General features: G+C 55.7%; 10 protein-coding genes and 3 pseudogenes. 2 read left to right on the top strand and 11 right to left on the bottom strand.

All coding sequences use genetic code 11. The features are described from left to right. The 10 genes and pseudogenes from AC2FFB_RS19885 to AC2FFB_RS19840 all read right to left on the bottom strand — a co-directional run. Positions 1-88, bottom strand: a pseudogene (locus tag AC2FFB_RS19885) (IS5/IS1182 family transposase); the annotation flags it as partial. 565 nt (positions 89-653) lie between these two features. After that, on the bottom strand, positions 654-911 hold the full coding sequence (locus tag AC2FFB_RS19880; RefSeq protein WP_142640413.1) for a hypothetical protein: 258 nt from the start codon (positions 909-911) through the stop codon (positions 654-656). A 13-nt stretch (positions 912-924) separates the two neighbouring features. Continuing rightward, positions 925-1,626, bottom strand: a complete 702-nt coding sequence (locus AC2FFB_RS19875; RefSeq protein ID WP_185956761.1) for a NapC/NirT family cytochrome c — start codon at positions 1,624-1,626, stop codon at positions 925-927. Between the two features lie 29 nt (positions 1,627-1,655). Next, positions 1,656-2,093, bottom strand: a complete 438-nt coding sequence (locus AC2FFB_RS19870; RefSeq protein WP_185956760.1) for a nitrate reductase cytochrome c-type subunit — start codon at positions 2,091-2,093, stop codon at positions 1,656-1,658. 12 nt (positions 2,094-2,105) lie between these two features. Then, positions 2,106-3,023 carry a quinol dehydrogenase ferredoxin subunit NapH gene (gene napH, locus AC2FFB_RS19865; protein ID WP_281996150.1) on the bottom strand — a complete coding sequence of 306 codons (918 nt, stop codon included), beginning with the start codon at positions 3,021-3,023 and terminating at the stop codon, positions 2,106-2,108. After that, positions 3,020-3,838 carry a ferredoxin-type protein NapG gene (gene napG / locus AC2FFB_RS19860; protein WP_142640410.1) on the bottom strand — a complete coding sequence of 273 codons (819 nt, stop codon included), beginning with the start codon at positions 3,836-3,838 and terminating at the stop codon, positions 3,020-3,022. The genes napH and napG overlap by 4 nt, the downstream gene beginning before the upstream one ends. A gap of 27 nt (positions 3,839-3,865) precedes the next feature. Next, complete coding sequence (gene napA / locus AC2FFB_RS19855; RefSeq protein WP_496702287.1) at positions 3,866-6,358, bottom strand: nitrate reductase catalytic subunit NapA; 2,493 nt, start codon at positions 6,356-6,358, stop codon at positions 3,866-3,868. Next, on the bottom strand, positions 6,355-6,648 hold the full coding sequence (locus AC2FFB_RS19850; protein ID WP_496714476.1) for a chaperone NapD: 294 nt from the start codon (positions 6,646-6,648) through the stop codon (positions 6,355-6,357). Before AC2FFB_RS19850 ends, napA begins: the two co-directional genes overlap by 4 nt. Then, on the bottom strand, positions 6,645-7,160 hold the full coding sequence (napF, locus tag AC2FFB_RS19845; RefSeq protein ID WP_496875345.1) for a ferredoxin-type protein NapF: 516 nt from the start codon (positions 7,158-7,160) through the stop codon (positions 6,645-6,647). The genes AC2FFB_RS19850 and napF overlap by 4 nt, the downstream gene beginning before the upstream one ends. 117 nt (positions 7,161-7,277) lie before the next feature. Next, the gene (locus AC2FFB_RS19840; RefSeq protein WP_496694684.1) at positions 7,278-7,580 is read right to left on the bottom strand and encodes a transposase; all 303 of its coding nucleotides are present in this window, start codon (positions 7,578-7,580) and stop codon (positions 7,278-7,280) included. On the opposite strand from AC2FFB_RS19840, the pseudogene AC2FFB_RS19835 reads away from it, so the two are divergent. Both AC2FFB_RS19835 and AC2FFB_RS19830 read left to right on the top strand, forming a co-directional pair. Next, a pseudogene (locus AC2FFB_RS19835) lies at positions 7,568-8,032 on the top strand (IS110 family transposase); the annotation flags it as partial. The gene AC2FFB_RS19840 and the pseudogene AC2FFB_RS19835 sit on opposite strands and share 13 nt — an antisense overlap. Then, positions 8,014-8,349: pseudogene (locus AC2FFB_RS19830) on the top strand (IS1 family transposase); the annotation flags it as partial. The pseudogenes AC2FFB_RS19835 and AC2FFB_RS19830, both read left to right, overlap by 19 nt. 497 nt (positions 8,350-8,846) lie before the next feature. On the opposite strand, the gene AC2FFB_RS19825 reads toward AC2FFB_RS19830, so the two are convergent. Beyond that, positions 8,847-9,042: hypothetical protein (locus tag AC2FFB_RS19825; protein ID WP_271952802.1), on the bottom strand; the 196-nt coding region annotated here is incomplete at its 5' end.

Genomic DNA, 9,042 nt, shown 5'->3' with positions numbered 1-9,042 from the left:
CCATCATTCGCGCGAAGATGCCCTTGTCGCTCCACCGTTTCCATCGATTGTACAGCGTCTTGTGCGGTCCATAGGCGTTTGGCTTGTCCAAATCCTGCTGGCCCTAAAACAAGTGCGGCGGTGCGGGCTGCGCTGTTACTTTTTGCGCCAGAACAGGTTGTTTTTTTTCCGCAGTACAAAATGGTGGGAGTAGGACAAGCAGAGCCCGGATCTTGCCAGGCCAATCATGGTTCCTAGGATTACGCGCTTAGGGGCGCCATTGTGCGCAATAAGATATGGAATCAATCTGCGGTGGACTCATTGAGGCCTACTTTCCTGAATCAATTTGGCTGAAACACTATCTTTAAGGGTTTGATATGATATCTATTTTATTGCAGCTAGATGTCGTAATACCTGTCCATTGCAAGGCGTGGTCGAATGCTCCAGTGGCGCGTGGGCTGCAGCTGAAAATCTACACCAACGCGAGCAATGGTCCCTCGGCACGGATTGCTCGATAGTTCTGACGGCTTCCATCTCGAAAACCTATCAGATGAGAAATCAGGGGATGTCCATTCCATCAGAGCCCTTCTGCACCTAGCCGCTATCTACCCCAGAGCATCGGGTAAAGGACCAATCACTACGCCGCCATTGCCCAGCACGCTTCGGTCTTTCTGTTAGACCGTTGCCCCTTTGATACGGATCGCAGAACCCAGTGTCCCGGCACACAGACCCACAACAATGGCGATCAAAAGTTCGGTCGTTGCAACATTGGCAAAGTCCCAATGGGCAAACAGCAGCGTCCCAACAATGCCGATCAAACCGCCCATCATGGCCCCCAGCCAGAGGCGGCGCGTCATCATGCCAAGCGCAACGCCCAGAATGCCTGGAAGGCCGATGATGTTGCCGCCGATTGTTCCCAGAAGTTCCAGCATAACTTACCCCTTTTCAGTCCGACTGTGTGGTCAGGTATGACCGGATTTCTGCGCTGCCGTCTGCAACCTGTTGTTGCAAGTTACCTGCGGATTTATTAGCCAGCGCATCGGTGATTTTCTGGTATTCTTCCTGATAACCCTGCGGCAGGCTGTGTGCGATGCCTTGGTGGCAGTCGATGCAGGTCATGTTGTTGTCAATTGCCCGCTGATGTTCCGATGCAGCGCGTGCTTCTTGAATGGTGAAATCCATATAGTCAAAGTTATGGCAGTTGCGGCACTCGCGGCTGTCAGAGGCCTTCATCTTTTTCCAGACCGCCGAAGCCATACTTAGCCGATGCGCTTCGTATTTCTCAGGCGTGCTGATGGTTCCGGCAAGCTCGTGATAGACATCTTTAACAGCCATGATCTTGGCCTTGATCTTGTGGTTCCATTCATGTGGCACGTGGCAGTCAGAACAGATCGCGCGGACACCGGAGTGGTTGTTATAGTGGATCGTCTCGCGGTATTCACCCAGATTGGTTTCCATCGTGTGGCACGAGGTACAGAATTCCTCGGTATTGGTCAGTTCCAATGTCCAGTGGAACCCACCCCAGAACAGAATACCGGCCAGAAACCCGGCGAGGATCAGAAAGCCCGAGCTGAACATAACAGCCGGGGTCCAGATCGCGTTCCAGAGGCGGCGGATCCAACCGCGGTTTTCGGGGGAGTCTGCCATCTTGGTGCTCCTTTCAGACATGCGTTGGATTAGTTGCCAGACGAGGGTTCAAACACGTTGTCGACCAACGCAGGCGCATCTGCCTGAGGCACGTGGCACTGGTTGCAGAAATAACGGGTCCCGGCGATGTGATCCAACTCATTGCCGTCACGATCCAGATAATGGGTCATCGACAGGGTCGGCGCATTGCGTTCCCCGGCTTTGGTCCAGTCATGGCAGGACAGGCATTGATTGGTGCGCACGTCAATCTGGTATTGCTCGATCGAGTGGGGGACAAGCGGTGGTTGCTGGCGATAGTTGCGCTGCATCCGTCCTTCCACGTTCTTGTGAATCCGGTCCAACGGAATGGGTTCATCCACCTCGGCGCCACGCAGGGTTTGCACCGTCGCAGATTGCGCAAGGACGAACCCGCTCAGGAATATAACGGGGATCAGGGCGACGACACCTGTGAGGATTGGCTTGTTCATCTCGGCACTCCCTTAAATAGGTCTGGCTACGCGCGGTTCAGGCGCGGGAACTGGATCGGAAGGTGCGGCGACTTGGTCGTCGAACCGGTGAGTAAATTTGAAGACATCAACTGCACAGACATCGATACAGCGACCGCAGTTTGAGCAGTCGGTTGACAGGATCAGCGGCGTGGCACCCGGCTTGCCCTTCAGCGCGGGCGAAATGATGTGGTTTTCGGGGCATACGGCATAACAATCCATGCAATCGTCACAGGCCGAGCGGTTAACCGCGCTGACCCGTAACAGGCTTTTGGTGCCGATCAGGCCATAAAACGCACCGACCGGGCATATGTGGCCGCACCAGCCGTGACGGGCGACAAACACATCAAAGACAAAGATCGCAACGACCATGACCCAGACAAATCCGGCCCCAAAGATAAGGCCGCGATGCAACATGGTGATTGGGTTGATAATCTCCCATGCGATCACGCCGGTGAGGCCCGAGACGATCAGCGCCGTGGCCAATATCCACAACCGCGTGCGCCGTTTAGGTTGCCAACCTTTCGGCAAGTCCAACCGCCTGTGCAACCAGTTGGCGGCGTCGGTCACCGGGTTGATCGGACAGACCCACGAACAATAGACGCGGCCCCCGACCAGCGCATAGGCCACCATGACGATCAAGCCGCCAATCAAAGCGGTCATCGCCGGCCAATGCCCGGCGATGATGCTTTGCAACAGGATGAATGGGTCCGTCAGCGGCAGTACACCCAGGGTCTGCGATCCTGCCAAGGTACCTGTAACGACCCAGATGCCGAACCAGGGTCCCAACAGGAACAGGACCAGAAAGAACAGCTGACTGATACGGCGAAGTATCAGGTATTTATGCGCGCCGACCCAGCCTTTGACCGCCACGGCTTCTTGGCCTATGGGCATATGTGTGCGGGTGGTCATTGTCCCACCCCTGGAAGATCATAGCCGGGTTCAAAACCACCCGGTGCGATCAGATTGTCGACCCCCGGGCCGGGCAGGCGGTCGGGCAGGTCGATTATGCCTTCAACAACCGGCGCGCCCTTGGCATCTTTTTCTTCCCAACCTTTGCGGTAATGATCCGCGCTGCTGCCCCGCGCAAGACGTGCCGGCAATACCTTGATTGCGGCTTCTGGCAGAACACAGCTTTTTTCGCACATGCCACAGCCGGTGCAGCGGTCGGCATGTACGGTTGGGATAAACATTGCATGGTGGCCCGAGCGGGCGTTATGCGCTGTTTCCAGCGTGATCGCTTCGTCAATCACCGGGCAGACACGGTAACAAACGTCACACCGCAATCCCAGGAAGTTCAGGCAGTTTTCCTGATCGACCAAAACCGCGACGCCCATTTTGGCATCGTCAATGTTATCCAACGTGGGATCTAGCGCACCGGTCGGGCAGGCGGCAACACAAGGAATATCGTCGCACATTTCACAAGGCACATCCCGAGCAGTAAAATATGGCGTGCCCGTCGCTCCGGCATCCGACCCAAGCTCGGCCAGTTTCAAGGTATCATAGGGGCAGTCTCGCACACACAGCCCGCAGCGAATGCAGGCCGACAAGAACTCCCGCTCTGGCAGCGCGCCGGGGGGGCGCAAAGCTTCGGCCGACAATGCACGGGCGTCGCGGGCCAGCCAGGCCAGCAGTGACCCAGCGACCACACAGCCGCCTGCCGCACGCGCCGTATCCTGAAGGAAGCGGCGACGTTTCGGCGAAAGAGGAGTCTTGGCGAGGGGCATGGGGATTACCTTTGCGATCCGTGCCGATTACGCGCGCTCGACCTTACAGGCGCATTTCTTGTAGTCGGTTTCCTTCGACAGCGGACAGGTTGCATCCAGCGTCAGCTTGTTGGTCAACTGGTGTTCATCAAACCACGGCATAAAGACCAAGCCGCGCGGCACCTTGTTGCGCCCGCGTGTCTCAACCCGACTGGTGACCTCGCCACGGCGGGTCGACAACACGATTTCCTGCCCGCGGCGCAGGCCGCGATCCTTGGCGTCTTGTGGATGCATATAGACAACTGCCGACGGGAACGCCCGGTGCAGTTCCGGCACCCTGCGTGTCATCGAGCCTGAATGCCAATGTTCCAGCACGCGACCAGTAGACAGCCACAGGTCATATTCTTCGTCCGGCTCTTCTGCGGCGGGTTCGTACGGGGCAAAGATGATTTTTGCCTTGCCGTCCTTGTGACCGTAGAATTTAACATCCGCGCCTTCGGGCACATACGGATCGTACCCTTCGCGGAAGCGGTAAAGGGTTTCTTGCCCGTCCACGACCGGCCAGCGCAACCCGCGCGCCTGATGGTAGGTTTCGAACGGTGCAAGGTCATGTGCGTGGCCACGGCCAAATTCGGCATATTCCTCAAACAGGCCTTTCTGAACGTAGAACCCAAAATGCTCGGATTCGTCGTTGTCAAAGCCTTCCGCAGTTTCGGCTAGGGGGTACTTATCCACCGATCCGTTGGCGTAAAGCACATCATACATTGTCTTGCCGCGGTGTTCGGGCATCTTGGCCAGCAGCTCTTCATCCCAAACCTCTTCAACGGTGAAGCGCTTCGAAAACTCCATCAATTGCCACAGGTCCGATTTTGCTTCACCTGGCGCTTTCACCTGCTGACGCCAGAACTGCGTACGGCGTTCCGCATTGCCATAGGCGCCTTCCTTTTCGACCCACATGGCGGTGGGCAGGATCAAATCGGCAGAGACAGCCGTGACCGTTGGATAAGGGTCAGAGACTGCGATGAAGTTTTCCGGGTTGCGATAGCCCGGGTAACCTTCCTCGTTGATATTGGGTGCCGCTTGCATGTTGTTGTTGCACTGCACCCAATAGGCATTCAGTTCACCATCCTTCAGCTTCCGGTGCTGCAAGACAGCATGGAACCCGGGCTTAGGTGGAATAGTACCTGCCGGGATATTCCAGGCGGTTTCGCAAATCTGACGGTGTTCGTCATTTGCCACCACCATGTCAGCAGGCAGGCGGTGGGCGAACGTGCCCACCTCACGCGCGGTTCCACAGGCCGAGGGCTGACCGGTCAGCGAGAAAGGCGAGTTGCCGGGTTCTGAGATCTTACCAACCAGCAGGTGTACATTATACATCAGCGAATTCACCCACGATCCGCGGGTGTGCTGGTTGAAGCCCATGGTCCACAAGCTCATCACTTTGCGGTTCGGGTCTGCATATTGTTGCGCCAGCTTCTCAAGTTTATCGGCGGGCACGCCAGACAGTTCGGCTGTGTATTCCAACGTATAAGGCGCGACCGCCTCGGCGTATTCTTCAAAGCTGATCGTCTCGAGCTTGCCCGAGTTTGGGTTCTCTGCCTCTTGCTGCAGCGTGTTTGTATCGCGCAGACCATAACCGATATCGGTGGCGGTCTTGGTGATGTTGACGTGTTTGTTGACAAACTCTTCGTTCACCGCGCCGTTCTGAATGATGTAATTGGCGATGTAATTCAGGATCGCCAGATCGGTCTGCGGGTTAAACACTAGGCCATTATCGGCAAGCTCGAACGAGCGATGTTCGAATGTCGATAGAACATGCACTTCGCATCCCGGCTTGGTCAGGCGCGTGTCGGTCAGGCGCGACCACAGGATCGGGTGCATTTCGGCCATGTTCGATCCCCACAGCACGAAAGTATCCGCGTGTTCCAGATCGTCATAGCAACCCATCGGCTCGTCAATTCCGAAGGTACGCATAAAGCCCACGACCGCGGACGCCATACAGTGCCGCGCGTTGGGGTCGATATTGTTGGACCGGAACCCGGCTTTCATCAATTTCGAAGCAGCATAGCCTTCCCAAACCGTCCACTGGCCTGACCCGAACATGCCGACACTGGTCGGGCCCTTCTTGGCCAGCGCCTCTTTCCATTTGGCAGCCATGACGTCAAAGGCTTCGTCCCAACTGACCGGCTCAAACTCACCGTTCTTGTCATATTCGCCGTTGGTCTTGCGCAGTAATGGGGTGGTCAGGCGATCCTTGCCATACATGATCTTGGACAGGAAATAGCCCTTGATGCAGTTCAGCCCGCGATTGACCGGCGCGTCTGGGTCACCCTGAGTGGCGACAACACGCCCGTCCTTGGTGCCGACCAGCACAGAACAGCCGGTGCCACAGAACCGGCAGGCGGCCTTGTCCCAGCGAATGTCAGGGGTGCCCACCTGCGCGGCAGCCTGACCAGTGGCTAGAGGAATACCTGCGGCAGAGGCCGTAGCTGCGGCCGCTGAGGCCTTGAGGAATGTCCGACGAGTTTCTGATATGGTCATAGCGTGGGCCTCCGGCTGGTGGTTTGGCTTGGGGCATCGGGATGCGGATGGCCGTCCGCAATGTCCTCGAAATGGTGGTACGTCAGCGTCAGAGAAATCACCCCGGGGATCTGGTGCAGGTCCATGATGATCTCGGACGCAAGGCGTGTCGGCGTGTCTTCGACAACAATTACGAAACGGCCGTCTTCGGCCTCGGCGTGAATTTCGACACCGGCGGTGTCTTTCATTGCCTCGGACGCTGCCAGTGTGTGCGCTTGCGCGATATGTAAAAGGCATCCGCAGATATTCATTGGCTGACTTCCGTTTGAGATATGGTTTGGCGTTTCAATGTGACGGCATTGACCGGGCAGGACACCGTACACGACCCACAACCAGTGCAGGCGTCGAGGTCTAAAGATGGATCCGCGCGGCCACCCAGTTGCAGCCTGAAGCTGATGGCGTTTTGTTCGCAATTGTCCTGACACACCCGACAGCTGACCCCATTGACAGACAGGCAGGACGCAGCTTCGACCGACGCACGCCACGGCCAATTTTGCAGGCGTTCTATGTCCAGGGCATCCGTGGGACAGGATTGAGCGCAACTCCCACAAAAAGTGCAGGGACCCTCGGTGGGTTGAAACACCGGATACCCATCCTGACCAATGGTAATCACACTTTCGGGGCAAGCCTCGACACAGTCGCCACATTTACTGCATTGATCTGCAAAACCAGGCACAACCGAACCCGGAGGTCGAACAAGATTACTGTCCTCCCGGAATGCGGTGACGCCCAAAAACACGCGTCGGCTGGTCAGTTGACTCATATCGCTTTGACCTGGCTATCTCTGATTCCTTTTCTGAGTTTACTGCATAATCGTTCTGAGGCTGGTACATTTTGATCCAGATCATAGTTTGAGCGCATCGTTCTTAAACGATTTGAGCTATTTGACGTCTGGAATGCCACCATCCGTGCTGCTTGAAACCAGATGAGCGATGACACAACAAAGCCAAACCGCCATCTGTCTCAATACATCTGATGACGTATAGCCGTCCATTGCCAACCGTTGCCACGTCGACAGGTGATTGGGCCGTAGATCATGTCGTCGCGCAAATTCATTGACCTCACACCCAGGACCGACGACTTGGCCACAACACGACCCTTGAACGGTTCTGAAGGTGTAGACGCCCCCGCTGGCCTCGGTGTGCCATTGTGGGTTTGCAAACAAACTGAATGGAGGCGTCACTGGAAGAGATTGGCATGATTGGCCTGGATTTGGCGAAGAATGTGTTCCAGGTGCACGGAGCGGCTAGAACAGGTCACCCGGTTCTTCAGAAGAAACTGCGCAGGGGCCAGGTCCTCGAGTACTTTGCCAAATTCCCGCGTAGCGTGTTTGCAATGGAGGCCTGCACCAGTGCGCATTATTGGGCGCGCGAGATCGGTCGTTTGGGTCACAAAGTCAGGCTGATCAATCCGGCCACGTGAAGCCATTCGTCTAACGTCAGAAGAACGATATGGACGATGCAGAAGCAGAACTGTGAAGCTGCAAGTCGACCAACGATGCGCATTGTTGCTGTGAAGTGTGAAGAGACCTAGGCGTCAGCGATGGTTCTTCGGTCCCGGGAATTGTTGGCTCGGCAACGCACGCAATTGATCAACGCTCTGCAAAGTCACCTTGGCGAGCTAGGTCAGGTCGCACCGACAAATCTCTGATCAGCACGTCGAATGTTGAGTGTCAAAACCTGACCATGCGTATGCCCATGCGCCCTTTTACCCGCCTGACAAGTGGTTTCAGCAAGAAGGTTGAAAACCGCATGCACTCCGTTGCGCTGCGTTTCATGTACTACAACTCTGTGAAGGTGCATCAGACGTTAAAGGTGACACCTCCAATGGAAGCGGGTTTGACTGATCGCCTCTGGAATATAGCTGAACTGGTTGCTATCGTTGATGCCAACGAACCCGCACCAAAGAAGCGTGGAAACTATAAGCCCCGTAATAAGGCACTTTCAAAGTGACCCAATCCCGTACGATCCGCGTATATTAGCGCGTTGATATATGAAGTCGTTCATGAAACCGGCCAGGCCAAAGGTATTCCGAACCAACCATCAGCGGGTTTTCCATCCACTTCGCGACTGACAAACGTCTGCCTTCGAAGATCTCGAAACGCACCGGCTTCTGCGTCTTACTCTGCAGAACGGAGGCTCGTTCCTTGACCTGTCCGGAGGCCATTACATCGACCACCTGCATTCGGACCAGATCGCAGCCTCGGAGCTTGTTGTCTATTGCCATATTGAAGACGACAAAGTCCCGGTGGATTTTGGCTAGCTCAAGTCCAACCCTGATCGCCCAGATGTGTTTTGGTTTCAGAGGGCGCTTTTGTCCTACGATCCGGCCCTTGTTTCAGGCCGGGCGAAGCGCGCGAATGGCGGGTAAGTTTGGTGTTTCCATGACTGATCCTCCGAACCGCCATTCCCTCCCACTTCGACAACCCGACGTTGACCGGTGCAGCATATCACCGGATGCTGCATCGCATTCGACGTCCAGTGTGAGCCCAAAGCGATAGAGTTTCAAACCTAACATCAAACTTTTCGAGGGCTAAAACAACTGCTACTCCCTTATGAATGATTGTTTGTTGAGCAGCCTCATCTGACTGGTTCAATTTGATTGTTAGTGCATCATTGGCCTGTGATCCATTGAGATGATGGTTT

The organism is Ruegeria sp. YTSA219 (assembly GCF_059609985.1).
The sequence above is the reverse complement of the archived record's forward strand: the minus strand, read 5'-3'. Positions and strand labels throughout refer to the sequence as shown.